Consider the following 16,601-nt stretch of genomic DNA (forward strand, 5'->3'; position numbering starts at 1 on the left):
CCGTGCGCCACCTGGGCACCTTCGACGAGCTGCTCTACCTGGTCACCCCGTGGGTGGATGGAGAGACGCTGGAGGAGCGCCTGCGGCGCGGCCCCCTGTCGCTGCCGGAGGCCATCGTCCTGGGCCAGCGGCTGCTGAAGGCGCTCGCGGAGGCGCACCGCGAGGGCGTCCTCCACCGCGACGTGAAGCCCTCCAACATCCTGGTGCGCGACTTCCCGATGTCCGCCGCGTGGCTCACCGACTTCGGCCTGTCGCGCAGCGAGCGGTTGGACCCGTCCCTGCGCGACCTGCCCGTGGGCACCGCGCGCTACATGTCCCCGGAGCAGGCGGGGCTCATCAACCGGCCGGTGGAGGCGCCGTCGGACCTGTACGCGGTGGGCCTGGTGCTCTTCGAGGCGCTGTCCGGCCGCCCTGCCCTGGAGGGCGCGACGGTGGGCGAGGTGCTGCGCCTGCACCTCACCGCGCACCCGCGCCTGCGGCCCGTGGGCGTGGAGGTGCCGCTGGCGATGGAGGAGCTCATCGCGCGGCTGAGCCAGACGGATCCGCGCGACCGCTACCAGGCCGCGGACGCCGCGCTCGCGGACCTGAACGCGCTGGAGGCCGCGCTGTCCCGGGGTGAGGCGGAGCCCGCGCTCGTCACCGGCGCGCACGACCACCGCCAGAGCCTCACCGAGCCGTCCTTCGTGGGCCGCCGCGAGGAGCTGATGACGCTGGAGCGCGAGCTCGAACGCACGCGCGAGGGCGGCTCGCGCGCCGTGGTGGTGGAGGGCGAGTCCGGCGGCGGCAAGAGCCGGCTGTTGGAGGAGTTCTCCGCCCGGGCCTCGGGCCAGCGCGCGTGGGTGCTGCATGGCCAGGCGCAGGACCAGGCCGCGCAGCGCCCCTTCCAGCTCTTCGCGGGCGTGGCGGAGGGCATCGCCGCCGCCGCGCGCGAGGAGCCCCAGCTGGGCGCGCTCCTGCGGGAGCGGCTCGCGGGTCAGGAGGCCGGCCTGTGCACGGTGCTGCCCCCGCTCACGGAGGTGCTCTTCCCGGACTCGCGGACGCCGCGGTCGCAGGGGCTGGGGCCGGAGTCCCTGAGCGAGAGCCGCAGCGTGTGGAGCCTCACCGCGCTGTTGAGCGCGCTGGGCACGCCGGACGCGCCCGCGGTGGTGGTGCTGGAGGATTGCCAGTGGGCGGACACGCTCACGCTGCGCGCCCTGGAGGCGTGGTCGCAGGGCCGCCGCGCAGGGGACGGACGGCTGCTGCTCACCGTGTCCTTCCGCAGCGAGGACATCCACGCGGACCACGTGCTGAGGCGCCTGGCCCCGAGCGCGAACCTGAAGCTGTCCGCCTTTGGCGCGGCGGAGGTGGCGCTGCTGGCGGAGTCCATGGCCGGCGTGCTGCCGCCGGAGGCCGTGGAGCTGGTGACGCGGCTGGCGGAGGGCAACCCGTTCATGGCCTCCGCGGTGCTGCACGGGCTGGTGGAGGACGGCGTCCTCATGCCCGGCCCGGACGGCTGGTGGGTGCAGCCGGAGGCGATGGCGCACGCGCGCTCGTCGCGCCAGGCGGCCACCTTCCTGGTGCGGCGCCTGCGCCTCCTGCCGCCGGAGTCCCTGCACGTGCTCAGCGTGGGCGCCGTGCTGGGCAAGTCCTTCGACGCGAAGGCGGTGGCGGCCCTCTCCGGCACGCCGCTGGAGGCCGTCACCACCGCGCTGGAGCCGCCGCGCCGCCGGCACATGCTGTGGGCCGAGGGCACGCGCTCCACCTTCGTGCACGACAAGCTGCGCGAGGTGCTGCTGGAGCTGCTCTCCCCGGAGGAGCGCCGGGAGCTGCACCGGCTGGCCGCGCGGGCCGCCCAGCAGTCCGTGCCCACCGACCCCTTCGAGCTGGCCTACCACTTCGACGCGGCGGGTGAGAGCGCGCAGGCCCTGCCCTACGCGCTGGTGGCCGCGGAGCAGGCGCGCCAGCGCTTCTCCCTGGACAGCGCGGAGGTGAACTACCGCATCGCCGAGCGCGGCGCCTCAGCCGCGGACGCGCACACCCGCTACCGCATCGCGTCCGGGCTGGGCACCGCGCTGATGATGCGCGGCCGCTACGACGAGGCGCAGCGGCAGCTGGAGGCCGCGCAGGCCCTGGCGCACGACCGGCTGGAGCAGGGCCGCACGCTGGGCCACCTGGGCGAGCTCGCCTTCAAGCGCGGCCAGACGGTGCAGGCCAACGCCTACCTGGAGCAGGGCCTGAAGCTCTTGGGCCGCTGGGTGCCGCCCGGCACGCTGACCACCGGCGCCAGCGCGGCGTGGGAGATCCTCACGCAGGCGGCTCACACCGTGGCGCCGCGCCTGTGGCTGGGCCGCAAGTCCCTGGCGCGGGGCGAGGAGGACCTGCTCGCGGTCAACCTCTACAGCCGGCTCGCGTACGGCTACTGGTACCAGCGGGGCCGCGCCGCGGTGCTGTGGGCGCACCTGCGCGACATGAACCTGGCGGAGCGCTACCCGCCCACGCCGGAGCTGGCGCAGGCCTACTCCGCGCACTCGCCCGCGCTCACCACCCTGCCCTGGTTCCAGCGCGCGTACGCCTACGCGGAGAAGTCGCTGGCCCTGCGTCAGCAATTGGGCGACGTGTGGGGCCAGGGCCAGTCGCTGCACTTCTACGGCCTGGCCCTCTATGCGTCATCGCGCTTCAAGGAGTGCATCGAGAAGTGCCGGGAGGCGGTGCGCCTGCTGGAGCGCACCGGCGACCCGTGGGAGGTGAACAACGCCACCTTCCAGATCGCCATGTCGCTCTACCGCCTGGGCCGCCTGAAGGAGGCCGCGGGGGTGAGCCAGAAGCTGCACGCGGCGGCGCTCGCGCTGGGGGACCGGTACTCGCTGCGCCTGGGCCTGGAGGCGTGGGCCAAGTCCACCGGGGGCCGCATCCCCGCGGCGCTGCTGGAGACGGAGCTGGCGGCGCCCACCGCCACCGACCCGCAGTCCTTCGCGGGCGTGCTCCAGGCGGAGGGACTGCGCCTGCTGCGCGAGAACGAAACCGCGCGCGCCGCGGAGGTGCTGGAGCGCGCCGAGCGCGTGGTGGAGGACGCGCACCTGCGTCAGGAGTACGTGGCCCCCATCACCCCGTGGCTCGCCACCGCGCGCAGGCGGCTGGCCCAGCAGTCCAGCCCCCTCAATCCCAGACAGCGCGACCGGCTCCTGAAGGAGGCGGATGGCGTGGCGAAGCGCGCCCACGACGTCGCGCGCACCTACCGCAACAACCTGCCCCATGCGCTGCGCGAGCGCGGCCTGATGTGCGCGCTGCGCGGCCGGCCCGCGCGGGCCCGCAAGCACCTGGACGAAGCCCTGCGCGTGGCCGAAGAGCTGGAGATGCGCCAGGAGCGCGCGCTCACGCTCCAGGCCCGCGGCGAGGTGGGCCGGGTGCAGGGCTGGCCCGGCGCCGCGCGCGACCTGGAGACGGCGGCGCGAGAGCTGGAGGCCATGGAGAACGGCCTGCACAGGGGGACGGAGCACGGCACCGGCGTGGAGACGCTGTCGCTGGTGGACCGCTTCCCTCGCGTGCTGGAGGTGGGGCGCAGGCTCGCGTCCGCCCTGTCGCGCGAGGCCGTCTTCGAAACGGCGCGCCAGTCCATGCAGGAGCTGCTGCGCGCGGAGCGCTGCGCCGTGGTGGACCCGCGCACGGTGGTGTCCGAGGAGGACGCGAAGAACCAGGGCCTCAGCCGCACCGCGCTCGCCCGCGCGCTGGAGACAGGCCGCATCACCGTGCTGGGCCAGGGGCTGCCCGGCGGCATCAGCGAGAGCATGGAGCTGCTCGGGGTGCGCTCGCTCCTGTGCGCGCCCCTCCAGGTCCGCGGCAAGACGGTGGCGTGCGTGGTGGCCAGCCACCGCAAGGTGGGCGCGCTCTTCGGCGAGGACGAGGAGCGCCTGGCCTCCTTCGTGGCCGTCCTCGCGAGCGCGGCGCTGGAGAACGCGGAGAACTTCGAGCGCGTGGCCGCCCTCTCCGAGGAGCAGGGCCGCCTCTACCGGGAGGAGCAGGAGGCCGTGCGCCGGCGCGACGACTTCCTGTCCATCGCCGCGCATGAACTGAAGACGCCGCTCACGTCGCTGCAGCTGCACATCCAGGGGCTCCAGGCGAAGGCCAGGGGCGCGCCCATGCCCCCGGAGAAGCTGACGGCGAAGCTGGAGTCCGCCTACTCGCAGACGCAGCGGCTGGGGAAGCTGGTCAACGACCTGTTGGACATCTCCCGCATCGCGCAGGGCCAGCTGCACATCAAGCGCGAGGACGTGGACCTGGTGACGCTGGTGCGAGGCCAGCTGGAGCGCAGCCGCGAGGCCCTGGCCCGCGCCGAGTGCGAGGTGCGCTTCCACGCCAGCGAGCCACGCCTCGTCGGCCACTGGGACGCGCTCCGGCTGGAGCAGGTGGTGGGCAACCTCTTGACCAACGCCATGAAGTACGGCGCGGGCAAGCCGGTGGAGGTGACGCTGGACGGGGACGCGACGGGCGTGCGCCTGGAGGTGCGCGACCACGGCATCGGCATCGCGGAGGAGGACCGGGCGCGCATCTTCGAGCGCTTCGAGCGCGCGGTGTCCGTGCGCCACTACGGCGGCTTCGGGCTGGGGCTCTGGATCGTCCGCGAAATCGTCCAGGCGCTGGGCGGCAACATCGACGTCGCCAGCGCCCCGGAGCAGGGCTCCACCTTCACCGTCACCCTGCCCCGCTCCGGCGCACCGGTGCACTGACTAGCGGCGCGTCACTTCCAGGTAGATGACGTTGTCCTGCGAGTCGCGGAACAGCCGCACGGTGTCCACCTGCTCCAGCGGCGTCTCCGCCAGCAGGTCGCGCATGCCGTCCTCGTCCCGGTAGGTGAGCCACCAGTCCATGAAGGCCTCCATGTAGCCCGTCTCCGGCGGGTGCACCGCGAAGTTGGCCACCAGCAGGCGTCCACCCGGGCGCAGCATCTGGAAGAGCAGCGCGGTGAGGCGGGCGGCCACGGAGTCCGACAGGTAGTCATACAGCCCGGCGGAGTACGCGAAGTCCAGGTCCTGGAACGCCGCCTTGCCCGCGAGCAGCGAGCGGACCGAGCCGCACACCGGCCGCACGATGCCACCCGGGTGCAGGCGCGAAATCTCCGCCAGGCTCACCGGATCCTGGTCGAACGCGATGAGCTCCTGGAGCCTCCGCTCCGCCACCGCGCGCGACGACTCCGCCTCCCGCAGGTGCCCGCACGCCACCGACAGCACGCGCCCGTCGGGCCGCCGCCCGGCCGTCTCGTCCATCATCCGCGCGAGCAGCTCCCGGCGCTCGCGCACGCTGCGCGCGGAGGGCTGCCCGTGCATGTAGCGGTAGATTTCGCGGCCCGCGTGCAGCTCGTCCGCCGCGTGGTCCATGTAGAGGTAGTCGATGAGCGCCGCGTCCCCCGCGTAGCCGCGCGGCCGCTCGAAGGCGTGCCGGGTGAAGGGGCACTGATGCAGGAAGGGGCGCATGGGGTGCTTGCGCGCCAGCTCCTGACAGAAGCGCTTCCACACCTCCGGGCTCCACTGCCGCCGCCGCTTGATGAGCCCCCCGTGCAGGGCCGTCATTCCGGCATGCAGCGTCTCGTCCGGCCCCTGCATCATCCGGGAGTGCAGGCGGTCCAGCCACTCCCGCGCCTCCATGAACGCTTCCTCGGGTGGAGGCGCCTCTTCCCGGGCGGCATTCACCAGGATGAGGTGGTTGGCTTCAGGCGCGACCGGACGAGCCGCGCCGTGGACCGACAAGATGGGTTGGCGCATAGGCATCATCCTGACAACCGGGGAGCGGGGGGCATCCACTTCCCGCGCCCCCGCCCTTCGCCAGGCCCGGCTCCAGCCAGCCGGCCGAGCCACCCTGCACCGCCCGGCCCACACCGGGCGCACGTGGCGTGACGCCCCGGGTCCGCGGGGCCCTCCGGGCGCGGTTCTACCCGCGAGGTCCGACAATCCCCGCTCCGGGGGGAGGGATTGCGGGGGGCGCGGTATCCGGCGACAGGCACTGCGGTTAGGATGGCGCGCCCCGCCTGGAAGAGAGCCGCAAGCCGCGCATGAAGATTGAAATCGCCCACCTGCCCCACGACATCATCGAGATCATCTATCCGTCGGAAGTGACGCCGAAGGACGTGACCGAGTACGTCGAGCAACTGAAGAAGGACATCACCGCCCGCGGGGGCACGGAGTGGTCCGCGCTGGTGGACCAGTCCAGGCTTCGGGTGATGCCCGCCACGGTGGTGGGGGAGATGGCCCGGCTGAACGCCTACGCCCAGCAGCGCGGCATGAAGCGCTCCGCGCGCGTGGTGAGCGACCCCGGCAGCGGCCTGCAGGCGTGGCGCATGACCAAGAACGCCGGCCTCACCATCCCCGCGAAGACCTTCGAGTCCCGCTCCGAGGCCCTGTCCTGGCTCGAAGCCCCCGACGCGGACTGAGCGCAGGACCCCCGACGTCCCCTCCCCCCGGTCCTTTCATGCGACCGCACGGGTCCGTCTACGTCTTCCAGTAACACCCCCATTCTTCGCTGTGTCTGTCGCCGTACCCGTCAGGAGTCACCCGCATGTCCGTGTCCGCCCCCGCCCGCCGCGCGAAGCTGCTCGGCACCCTGTTCTGTACCCTCACCGCCCTGGCCTGTGGGCCGGCCCCCGAGTCCGGCGCGCCGGAGCAGCAGCCCGCGCTGTCCGAGTCCAGCGCGCCGGTCGTCTACGGCAACGACGACCGCTACGACGTCTACGCGCACCCCAGCGCGGCCCTGCGGGACCTGGCGCGTCAGTCCACCGTGATGCTGACGGTCCCGGACTTCCTCGACATGAGGGACCCGAACAACGTCAAGGTGGACCCGCTGACGCTGGGCGAATACGAGGAACTCTGCTCGGACCAGCGCTTCTACGACGACCCCATCCCGGCCCTCTGCTCCGGCACGCTCATCGACGATGACCTGGTGCTCACCGCCGGCCACTGCGTGGGGCCCGCGACGCCCAACGACGACTTCATCGAGTGCAAGGACGCGCGCTTCGTCTTCAACTTCTACAAGACGGCGGACGGCCAGCTGCAGAACATCACCAGCCAGGACGTCTTCTCCTGCAAGAGCATCGTCGCCCGGCACCTGAGCACCGGGAACGAAGCCAGCATCCTGGACTACGCCATCATCCGGCTGGACCGCTCCGCGGCCCCGCGCTTCAAGCCCGCCCCGGTGCGTCCGGGCAACGCGGCCCTGACGACGGGCCAGAACGTGGCCGTCATCGGCAGCGGCAGCGGCGTCCCGTTCAAGATCGACTCGGGCGGCTCCGTGCGTGAGAACAACGCCGAGTACATGGACTTCTTCGTCGCCAGCACGGACACCTTCGCGGGCAACTCCGGCTCCGGCGTGTACGAGACGGCCACCCACACGGTCGCGGGCATCCTGGTGCGCGGCGACGATGACTACAAGAGGCGCGCGGGCGCCAGCTGCTACGAGGTCAACGTCTGCGCGGAGAATGGCTGCAACGGTGAGGAGATCACCTACGTGCACCACGCCATCGAGGGGCTGTGCGCGGCCACCACCAACCTGCGGCTGTGCGGCACCACGCCGCCGAAGTTCGACTTCACCGCGTCCAACACCTCCAGCGCCACGCGCAACACCGTCAACGGCACGGTGACGCTCAAGGCCGGCGACAAGCTCACCGTGGGCACCTGCGGCGTCAAGGACGCGGCCCTCACCAGCGGTGACTCCTGGGTGCGCCTGCGCGGCCCGTCCGGCGCGGAGGTCGCCTCCAACGACGACGGCTGCGGCAGCGGCTTCGGCTCGAAGCTCACCTACACGGCCAGCGTCGCGGGCACCTATGAAGTCCGCGCCGGCTGCTACCAGAACGGCGGCTGCGCCGGCACGGTGGCCTGGGAAATCACCTCGGGCGGCACGACCACGCCCGCGGGCGGCACCCAGGCCTTCAGCGTCAGCGACACCAACAACGCCACGCGCAACACGCAGAACGTGAACGTGGACATCGCGGCCGGCCAGACGCTGACCTTCGGCAGCTGCGGCGTGGGGAGCGCGACGGGCACGGGTGACACGGTGGTGCGCCTGTTCAACGCCGCCGGCCAGCAGGTGACGTTCAACGACGACGCCTCCGGCTGCGGTTCGCTGTCCCGCGCGACCTACACCGCGCCGGCGAGCGCGGGCGGCGCGTACACCATCCGCGTGGGCTGCTTCGGCGCCGATGCGTGCAGCGGCACGCTGGCCTGGACCCTCCAGTAGCCTTTCGCGGCTCCGCTGTCCTTCCGGGCCTGTCACTCCCTCGTGGTACGGGGAGGGGCGGGCCCGGTGTCTTTTGCCCCGCAGCTCCCCCTCCTCGGAGGGCCAACCTCCCCACCCGGCCCTTGACACCTTGGAGGGCGAGGTCTAACGCAAGGCGCCATGAGCACACCCCGCTTCCCGCCGTCGCCCCGCCGCCCCGTGAGCACCGAGGGTCCGCTGCGAGTCCTGCTGCTGGAGAACATCCACGCCTCGGCCCAGGAGATGCTGAAGCTGGAGGGTTTCGAGGTGGAGCGGCTGTCCGCGGCGCTCAAGCCGGAGGACCTGGCGGAGCGGCTCAGGGGCGTGCACCTGTTGGGCATCCGCAGCAAGACGACAGTGCCGGAGGAGTCGCTGAGGTACGCGGAGGACCTGCTGGCGATTGGGGCCTTCTGCATCGGCACCAACCAGGTGGATCTGATCGCCTCCAGCGTGCACGGCGTGCCGGTTTTCAACGCGCCGTTCAGCAACACGCGCAGCGTGGCGGAGATGGTGCTGGCGGAGGTGGTGGTGCTGACGCGCCAGCTGTTCGACCGCAGCCGCGAGGTGCACGCGGGGCAGTGGCGCAAGGTGGCCACGGGCAGCCACGAGGTGCGCGGCAAGACGCTGGGCATCATCGGCTACGGGCACATCGGCTCGCAGCTGGGCGTGCTGGCGGAGGCGCTGGGCATGCGCGTCCTCTACTACGACGTGATGACGAAGCTGCCCCTGGGCAACTCGCGGTCGGTGCCCACGCTGAACGCGCTGCTGGCGGAGTCCGACTTCGTGACGCTGCACGTGCCTGCGCTGGCGTCCACGCACCTGATGATGGGCGCGGAGCAGCTGGCGGCCATGAAGCCGGGCGCGTGCCTCATCAACGCCAGCCGCGGCACGGTGGTGGACATCCCGGCGCTGGCGCAGGCGCTGCGCTCCAAGCACCTGGGCGGCGCGGCGGTGGACGTGTACCCGGAGGAGCCGGAGGGCAACTCGGACGGCTTCGTGACGCAGCTGCAGGGGCTGCCCAACGTGGTGCTCACGCCGCACATCGGCGGCTCCACGGAGGAGGCGCAGGCGTCCATTGGCAAGGAGGTGGCCACGTCACTGCTCAAGTTCGTGAAGGGCGGCGCGACGACGGGCGCGGTGAACTTCCCCAACGTGGAGGCGCCCATCAACCCGGGCACCCACCGCATCATCAACGTGCACCGCAACACGCCGGGCGTGCTGCGTGACATCAACCGCATCGTGTCCGACCTGAACGCCAACATCCACGCGCAGGTGCTGAGCACGGACGCGAACGTGGGCTACCTGGTGATGGACCTGGACCAGGACGTGTCCCGCCAGGTGTGCGAGGCCATCGCCGGGCTGGAGACGGACATCAAGACGCGCATCGTGTCTTAAGCGTCCAATATCTTCCCCGGGTTGAGGATGCCCGCGGGGTCCAGCGCGCGCTTGAGGGTGCGCAGCAATTCCAGCTCACCGGGCGCGCGCGTGTAGTCCAGGTAGTCCTTCTTGAGCAGGCCGATGCCGTGCTCGGCGGAGATGCTGCCGCCGTGCTTGCGCACGAGGTCGAACATGGCGTGGTCGGACTGCTTCGCGTGGGCGAAGAAGTCCGCCTTCTCCACCGCGTCCGGCTTCATCACGTTGACGTGCAGGTTGCCGTCGCCAATGTGGCCGAAGAGGCAGATCTCCCAGCCCGGGTAGCGGCTGGCGAAGACGGCGTCCAGCTCCGCGCAGAACGCCTCCAGGTTCGCCACCGGCAGGGAGATGTCGTTCTTGTGCAGCACGCCCGTGGCGGAGAGGCTCTCGCTGATGGACTCGCGCAGCGACCACAGTTCCTGCGCCTGCGCCGCGCCTTGCGCCTGGGTGCCGTCCGTGACGAGCCCGCGCTCGAAGAGCGAGCCGAGCCACGCCTCCACCGCCGCCGGGTCACCGCCCTCGGACTCCAGGAGGACGTAGCAGCCGCTGGGGGCCTCGAAGGGCGAGCGCAGCTTGCGGTGGCGCTGCACGCGGGCCAGGCACTTGTCGGTGAAGAACTCGTAGGCGGAGAGCACCAGCGGCGCCTGGCGCGCGTCGCGGAACAGCCGCAGCACGGCGGCCACGTCCGGCACCGCGAAGAGGAAGACGTCCTGCTTGCCGGGCAGCCGCGTCAGCTTGAGCGTGGCCTCCGTGATGATGCCCAGCGTGCCCTCGCTGCCAATGAAGAGCTGGCGCAGGTCCGCGCCGGTGTTGTTCTTCTCCAGCGCGCCGTTGAGCTCCAGCACCTGCCCCTGCGCCGTCACCACCTGGAGGCCCAGCACCCACTGCCGGGTGAGGCCGTAGCGGATGACCTTCACGCCGCCCGCGTTGGTGGCGATGTTGCCGCCCACGGTGCTGCTGCCCTTGGACGCGAAGTCCACCGGCCACGTGAGCCCGTGCGGCGCGCAGTGCTGGTGCACTCCTTCCGTCACCGCGCCCGCCTGCACGCGCACCGTGTTGCCAAGCAGGTCCACGGGCTCCATGCGCGTCATGCGCTTGAGCGACAGCACCACCTCGCCGCGCATGGCCACCGCCCCGCCCGCCAGGCCCGTGCGGCCGCCCGAGGGCACGATGGCCACGCGGTGCTGGTGGCACAGCGCGACGAAGCGGGCCACCTCCTCCGTGGTGCGAGGGAAGACCACCGCACCCGGCGCGGGGGCGTACACGCGCGTCCAGTCGCGGCCGTACTCCTGGAGCTCCGCGGGCTCCCGGGTGAGGAAGTCGGCGGGGAAGGACTCGGCGATGGCGCGGAGGAAGTCGGCGGGCAGCGCGGCGGTGGACATGGGTCCAAGGCGTATTGCAGCCCCCGGGGCGTGACAAGCCCGGCGGAGGCCTGGAGCACAGCCCCTGACGCATGCCGGGCTGGGAAAAAGCCAAGGGTTCCAACTCTCCCCGTATAGGGCTCGACGCCGCGCCCTCGTCGCGGTGGACCTCCCAAGGAATGCCCCATGTCGTCGTTTCGCGCACTCGCCCTGCTGGCCGCCCTGTCCCTTGCCCCGAGCACCGCCGGGGCCGAACCGGAGGCGCCCGTCTCGGGCGAGACCTATGTCTTCACGTCGGTGGATGCCTACTCCGTGGGCCCCACCACGTTCGACGTCACCGGGACCCTCGTGGGTGAGAGCACACCGCGCACCTTCAGGTTCTGGTCCGGGGGCGACTACGCCGTCGAGGCGTCGCGGTGTGATCGGCTGGCGCTGCTCGCCATGACCCGGCCCGGGCGCTATCTGTTCTCGTGGAGCCACGAGATTGCCTACATCAGCCCCCCGACCTGCACGCTGACCCGTCAGTAGCTCCGGCTCCTTCCATGAAGACGCGGGTGCGCATGATGCGGGCATGGGTGTGGCTCGCCCTGGGATTTCAGTTGGGCTGCGGTGTCGGTGGAGGCTTGGGTCCCCGGGACCTGGACGGCGATGGCCATCCGGCGGTGATGGACTGCGATGACACGAACCCCACCCTGTGGCGGTCCGTCACGGGTTACGCGGACACGGATGGGGACGGCTTCGGCGACGCGGCCTGGCCCGTCATCTGCGTGGGCGACACGACGACGGGGTGGACGCGGGAAGCGGGCGACTGCGCGCCGGGGGATGCCACCCGCTGGCGCTCCGTGCCGGGCCTGTACCCGGACGCGGACGGGGACGGAGCCACGGGCAAGGGGCCGGTGACGGGCTGCGTGGGGGAGTCGCTCCTGGGCTACCGGGAGCAGGCGGGCCCACCGGACTGCGATGATGGGGACGCCACGGTGTCGGCGCTCGCCCAGGCGTGGGCGGATGCGGACCAGGACGGCGTGGGCGCGGGCGACGCCATCACCTGGTGTCCGAGCCAGGGGCGCTCGCCGCCCAAGGGGTACGTGCGCACCTCGGGCGACTGCGCCCCTCGGGACACCCGCTTCTGGCAACAGCTGCCCTTCACCCACCGGGACGAGGACGGGGACGGCTTCACCGTGGCGCAGGAGGGCACCGTGTGCGCGGGCGAGCACCTGCCCGCTGGATACGGCACCGTGTCCGGCCCGGCTGACTGCGACGACCACCAGGCCCGGCGCACCGTGAGGGTCGAGCGCTGGTGGGATGCGGATGGGGACGGCTACGGCGACGGATCATCGATGCTTCGCTGCGTGGGGCCGGAGGAGTCCGTGCCGGGAGAGACCTTCCGGGGCGGGGACTGCGCGCCGGGCGACAGCAACCGCTGGCAGCCGCGGGCCTACGCCTCCAGGGATGCCGACGGCGACGGCTACCTGTCCCCGGCGACAGGCGAGGTCTGCAGCGGCTTCTGGCTGCCCCAGGGCTACTCCCAGTCAGTTCGGAATGACGACTGCGACGACGGGAACCCGGCGCTGTTCCGCGCCTGGAGCGTCCACGCGGACGTGGATGGGGACGGCGTGGGTTCCGGCGCGGCGACTTCCATCTGCGGCACGGCGGCCGTGCCCCGGGGCTACTCCGCGCAGGCCACGGACTGCGCGCCCCAGGACGCCGCCGTGTGGCGGATGCTGGGCTTCACCCACCGCGACGCCGACGGCGACACGTACACCGTGGCGCAGACGGGCGAGCTGTGCGCGGGCTCCAGCCTCCCCGCGGGCTACGCCTCCCAGCCGCTGTCCGGCGAGGACTGCGACGACACGAGCGCCGCCGCGTACCGGAACGTGACGGCCTACGCGGACACGGACGGGGATGGCGTGGGCGCGGGAGCATCGACGCTCCTCTGCACCAACGGACAGGTCCCCAGCCCCTGGTCCGCCAGCGACACGGACTGCGACGCGCAGGACGCGGCGCGCTGGCAGGACCTGGAGGCCACCCACGCGGACCACGACGGGGACGGCTTCACCGCGCCCATCCCCGCGCAGCGCTTCTGCACGGGAAAGGCCCTGCCCCCGCCCTACTTCGCCAAGGCCGTGGGCAACGACTGCGACGACGCGGACGCGGACCGCTACCGGTGGCTCGCCCTCTACCGCGACCAGGACGCCGACGGCGTCGGCGCCACGCCCCGGCAGATGATGTGCCTCGGCGCGGCGGCGGTCGCCGGCTGGTCGAAGTACGGGGATGACGCGGATGACAACGACGCCGCCGTCCAGACGGATGAAGCCATGGACGAGGAGCTGAGCCTCATCCTGGACCTGTAGGGCCGCTATTCCTTCAGGAAGGCCAGCAGTGCTCCGTTGATGACGTCCTTGTTGACGGAGCACATGCCGTGGCTGAAGCCCGGGTAGACCTGGAGCTTCGCGCCCTTCACGAGCGTGGCGGTGATGCGCCCCCCGCCGTCGATGGGGACGATCTGGTCGTCATCGCCGTGCATCACCAGCGTAGGCACGTCGAAGCGGGCCAGGTCCGCGCGGAAGTCCGTCTCGGAGAAGGCCTTCACGCAGTCGTACTCGGCCTTGAGGCTCCCCATCGCCCCCTGGAGGCAGAAGCTCTCGCGCAGCCCTTCCGACACCTTCGCGCCTGGCCGGTTGAAGCCGTAGAACGCCAGGCTCAGCTCCATGAAGAAGCTGGAGCGGTCCCCGCGCACGCCCGCGCGAATGTCGTCGAAGACCTTCATGGGCAGACCGTTGGGGTGCCAGTCTGTTTTAAGCATGATGGGCGGCACGGCGCTGATGAGCACCGCTTTGGCCACGCGCCCGGTGCCATGGCGCCCGATGTAGCGCGCCACCTCCCCCCCGCCCGTGGAGTGGCCAACGTGGACGGCCTTGCGCAGGTCCAGCGCGGAGGTCAGCTCCGCGAGGTCGTCCGCATACGTGTCCATGTCGTGGCCATCCCACGGCTGCGACGAGCGCCCGTGTCCCCGGCGGTCATGGGCGATGGTGCGGTAGCCCCGCTCGGACAGGAACAGCATCTGGTCCTCGAAGGCGTCGGACGTGAGCGGCCAGCCGTGCGAGAAGACGACAGGCTGCCCGTCCCGGGGGCCCCAGTCCTTGAAGTACAGCTGCGTGCCATCGCGCGTGGTGAGGAAGCTGCCGGAAATCCGGCCCGTGTGCGGGGAGCCCGTCTGGGTTTCGTTCGTCATGGCGCGACGGTGCGCATCCAGGTCCGGGGCGCACACTGCCCTGGGGGCTGGAGGAACGCCTTCCCAGGTGCAGGTTGGATGGGCATGAGGAAAGAGTGCCCCATCGGCTTCCTACCCATACAACCTGGAGCGGCGGAAGTGGAGAAGGTGACCTCCAGCCGCGTGTCCCCTGCTACGGTCACTCAGGTCCCCCCGGAGGTCGTCCGCTGGTGCCTCGCGTGTCTCGTCAACTCGTCGTGTTGTCCCTGCTCCTGCTGGGCGCGAACGCCCTGGGCAAGGAGTCCTCACGCGGGCGCGAGCTGACGCGGCGGAAGGTGACGCTCTCCCGGTCCACGGCGGACATGCCGGTGGAGCTTCACGTCGCGCCCAACTACCTCACCACGCTGGAGTTCGACTCGCCCGTGGACCGCGCCGGGGTGAAGCTCGCGGACAGCGGAGGCCGCTTCGTGCTGTTCGAGGTGGGCACCCGGCTGGTGACGCTCAAGCCCGCGAACGACCTGCCCCCCGGCGAGCGCGTGCTGCTGACCGTGCCCTTCGCGGATGACCGGGTTCCTGCCAGTGCCCTGTTCGCGCTCGCCATGCACCCCTCCGAAGTGGACGTGCAGGTGCAGGTGGCGCGCCTGCCGCGCACGGCCGAGGCGGTGCAGGCCGAGCTGGACGAGGTGCGCGCCGCGTGCGCGAGCAAGGATGCGGAGCTGGAAGCCCTCCGGAAGCACGGCTCCGCGAACGGTCCGGTCGGCATGATCCTCGCGGGCATGATGGGCCCCAGGGGGATCACGGCAAAGAGAATCAATGCAGCTTCGAAGAGTGGCGATGACCTGAGCTCGGAAGGCATCATCGCCTACCGGGGCCCCGGCTGGATGGCCCTGTCGCTGGAGGTGGAGAATGCCGGCTCCACTCCCTGGACACCGGCGGAGGCGAGGCTCTTCCTCGGGAACGGCGGACGGCCCCACGACCTGCCCGTGCGGATGAAGGAATCCCGGCTCGAGCCGGGAAAGAAGGCCCGCGTGGTGGTGGAAACCAAAGGCTTGAACAAACTCGAAGGCTCGGACCTCCGGCTGGAGTTGCGCGACAGCGCGGGCACCCGTCGCCTTCTCTTCGGCCCCTTCGTGTTCTAGAAGCGGCCGCATGGTCATCGCGACGATTCCCGCGCACCTGGGACCCGGCCAGCGGGTGGATGGCTTTCGCGTGGTGCGGCCGCTGGGTTCAGGCAGCTATGGCGCGGTCCTCCTCGTGGAGAAGGGTGGCCAGCGCTTCGCGATGAAGTTCTCCACGCACCGCGCCAGCAGCGGGGATGAACAGCAGGCGGATGCGCGCCTGATGCGCGAGGCGGTGTGCCTCCTCCACCTGCAAGACCATCCCAACATCGTGCGTTGCTGGGCCCACAGCCGATGGCCCGACATCCAACATGGCTGGCGCTACATCATCCTGGACTACGTGGAGGGCTACACGCTGGGCGAGTGGCTGGAGAAGACCCACCCCACGGCGCATGAGGTGGTGCGGGTGTTCGTCAAGCTCGCCTCGGCCCTGGCGCACGCGCATTCGCGCGGCGTCTTCCACCGGGACGTGAAGCTGAGCAACATCGTCGTGCGTGCCTCCGACGGCGAGCCGTTCCTCCTGGACTTCGGCGTCAGCAGCTACCTGCTGGCGCCGGAGTTGACGGACACGCCCCTGCCCCCGGGCACCCGGCGCTACCGCTCCCCGGAAGCCGCACGGTTCCTGAAACAACACGGAGACGAGCGCGGGGCCCGCTATCCCTTCAAGGCCACCGACGACGTCTATGCCCTGGGCCTCTGCCTCTATGATCTGCTGACCATCCCCCGGCCTGTGAGCGACCCGCCCGCGCTCTACGTGGGAGGCCGGTGGACACCGCCCGCGCCGCAGACGCTCAACCCGCGGGTGCCCGAGGCCCTGGGCCGGGCAGCCCTCCACTTCATCGCCCGGGACCCCGAACAGCGCGCGGCCTCCGCGGAGGTGCTGCGGCGCGAGCTGGCGGAGCTGCTGCCAGAGACCGGGCACGCATGGAGGGCGGGGCCGCTGCACGGGGCCGCGCCGCCGCTCCAGCCCGTTCCCAAGCAAGCCTCCGCGCAGGGGAGGGTCCCCGGACGTCGTGGGAGACGGTGGGTCGCGGCAGGGGCCTCCGCTGCGCTCCTGCTGATGGCCTGGGTGGGCTTCGTGGGGCTGCGAGTCCCCGGGTTCCCCGAGCCGCGCTCCCCCCTGGGCGGGGACGGGATGGCGCCCCCCGCCAAGATGGACGCGAGCATCAGCGCCCGGGCGCCACCTTCGGATCCATCGCCTGCCCCTGAGGTAGCGTCCCCCGCCCCAGCACCTGTCCCGAAGGAAAGTCCTCCCGTGAAGCGCGCCCCTGCCCCCATGAC

The 16,601-nt window shown here is 71.6% G+C and carries 11 protein-coding genes; 8 read left to right on the top strand and 3 right to left on the bottom strand.

The genetic code is table 11. The annotated features are described in order from the left end of the window. A partial coding sequence (locus D7W82_RS31210; protein WP_233588043.1) for an ATP-binding protein occupies positions 1 to 4,703 on the top strand: 4,703 nt, incomplete at its 5' end. On the opposite strand, the gene D7W82_RS31215 is transcribed toward D7W82_RS31210, so the two are convergent. Further along, the gene (locus tag D7W82_RS31215; protein ID WP_120621808.1) at positions 4,704 to 5,735 is read right to left on the bottom strand and encodes a class I SAM-dependent methyltransferase; all 1,032 of its coding nucleotides are present in this window, start codon (positions 5,733 to 5,735) and stop codon (positions 4,704 to 4,706) included. Between the two features lie 287 nt (positions 5,736 to 6,022). Here D7W82_RS31215 and D7W82_RS31220 point away from each other — a divergent pair, with 287 nt between their 5' ends. The 3 genes from D7W82_RS31220 (at position 6,023) to serA (ending at position 9,612) form a co-directional block, all read left to right on the top strand. Then, complete coding sequence (locus D7W82_RS31220; protein WP_120621809.1) at positions 6,023 to 6,400, top strand: STAS/SEC14 domain-containing protein; 378 nt, start codon at positions 6,023 to 6,025, stop codon at positions 6,398 to 6,400. 125 nt (positions 6,401 to 6,525) lie between these two features. Beyond that, positions 6,526 to 8,199, top strand: a complete 1,674-nt coding sequence (locus tag D7W82_RS31225) for a serine protease (RefSeq protein WP_120621810.1) — start codon at positions 6,526 to 6,528, stop codon at positions 8,197 to 8,199. A 159-nt stretch (positions 8,200 to 8,358) separates the two neighbouring features. Further along, on the top strand, positions 8,359 to 9,612 hold the full coding sequence (gene serA, locus D7W82_RS31230) for a phosphoglycerate dehydrogenase (RefSeq protein ID WP_120621811.1): 1,254 nt from the start codon (positions 8,359 to 8,361) through the stop codon (positions 9,610 to 9,612). Here serA and D7W82_RS31235 read toward each other — a convergent pair. After that, a complete protein-coding gene (locus D7W82_RS31235) occupies positions 9,609 to 11,012 on the bottom strand; it encodes an FAD-binding oxidoreductase (RefSeq protein WP_120621812.1) in 1,404 nt (467 codons plus the stop codon). The genes serA and D7W82_RS31235 overlap by 4 nt on opposite strands. A 165-nt stretch (positions 11,013 to 11,177) precedes the next feature. On the opposite strand from D7W82_RS31235, the gene D7W82_RS31240 reads away from it, so the two are divergent. After that, positions 11,178 to 11,519, top strand: a complete 342-nt coding sequence (locus D7W82_RS31240) for a hypothetical protein (protein ID WP_120621813.1) — start codon at positions 11,178 to 11,180, stop codon at positions 11,517 to 11,519. 95 nt (positions 11,520 to 11,614) lie between these two features. Continuing rightward, on the top strand, positions 11,615 to 13,342 hold the full coding sequence (locus tag D7W82_RS31245) for a hypothetical protein (RefSeq protein WP_120621814.1): 1,728 nt from the start codon (positions 11,615 to 11,617) through the stop codon (positions 13,340 to 13,342). 5 nt (positions 13,343 to 13,347) lie between these two features. Here D7W82_RS31245 and D7W82_RS31250 read toward each other — a convergent pair whose 3' ends face one another. After that, positions 13,348 to 14,223, bottom strand: coding sequence for an alpha/beta fold hydrolase (locus tag D7W82_RS31250; RefSeq protein ID WP_120621815.1), 876 nt, complete (start codon positions 14,221 to 14,223; stop codon positions 13,348 to 13,350). Positions 14,224 to 14,441: 218 nt separating this feature from the next. On the opposite strand from D7W82_RS31250, the gene D7W82_RS31255 reads away from it, so the two are divergent. Beyond that, positions 14,442 to 15,341, top strand: coding sequence for a DUF2381 family protein (locus D7W82_RS31255; protein ID WP_158617762.1), 900 nt, complete (start codon positions 14,442 to 14,444; stop codon positions 15,339 to 15,341). A 10-nt stretch (positions 15,342 to 15,351) separates the two neighbouring features. Then, the coding region (locus D7W82_RS31260) for a serine/threonine-protein kinase (protein ID WP_147439655.1) at positions 15,352 to 16,601 on the top strand (1,250 nt) is incomplete at its 3' end.

The sequence above is a fragment of the Corallococcus sp. CA049B genome (genome assembly GCF_003611685.1).
GTDB classification, from domain to species: Bacteria; Myxococcota; Myxococcia; order Myxococcales; family Myxococcaceae; genus Corallococcus; species Corallococcus coralloides.